The 722-nt window shown below is 71.1% G+C and carries 1 pseudogene; it reads right to left on the bottom strand.

Annotated elements, in window-relative coordinates:
• Positions 1 to 722: pseudogene (locus A5727_RS27735) on the bottom strand (hypothetical protein); the annotation flags it as partial.

Below are 722 nucleotides of genomic sequence, written 5' to 3'. Positions count from 1 at the left end.
GGATCGTCCACGGGCGCAAGCGGTTCCGATGGTGTGTCCAACATCGGTGGCGGTCATGGTGGTGCCGGTGGTGACGGTGCGGATGCGGTCGTGCCGGGTGGTTCCGGTGGTCATGGTGGTGCCGGTGGTGATGCGGGCACCCATGGCGATGGTGGCCAGGGCGGTGCCGGTGGTGACGGTGCTGCCGGTGGTGATGGTGCTGATGGTGTGGTCGGCTCGCCGGATGGTGAGGATGGCCAGGCTGGTGGCGATGGTGGTCATGGTGGTGCCGGTGGTGCCGGTGGCACGGTCGCTGGCGCGGCTGGTTCCGGTGGTGCCGGTGGCGCCGGTGGTGTCGGCGGTGCCGGTGGCGATGGTCTGACCGGTGCGGATGCGGTGACCGCTGGTGGTGCCGGTGGTGATGGCGGCGATGCCGGTGACGGTGGTGCCGGCGGCAACGGCGGCAACGGTGGCGTGGCCGGGGTGTCCTACAACGGTGCCGCGGGCAGCGCGGGTGCCGGTGGTGCCGGTGCCGATGGTGGCGCCAGTGGTGTGGCCGGTTCCGGTGGTGACGGCGCCGACGGTGATGCCAGCACCCCCGATGGTGGTGCTGGTGGTGACGGTGGCGATGCCGGTGTTGGTGGTGTCGGCGGTGTCGGTGGCAGCGGATCGTCCACGGGCGCAAGCGGTTCCGATGGTGTGTCCAACATCGGTGGCGGTCATGGTGGTGCCGGTGGTGACGG

Origin of the sequence: Mycobacterium sp. ACS4331 (genome assembly GCF_001667265.1) — a bacterium.
GTDB lineage: Bacteria > Actinomycetota > Actinomycetes > Mycobacteriales > Mycobacteriaceae > Mycobacterium.
The sequence above is the reverse complement of the archived record's forward strand: the minus strand, read 5'-3'. Positions and strand labels throughout refer to the sequence as shown.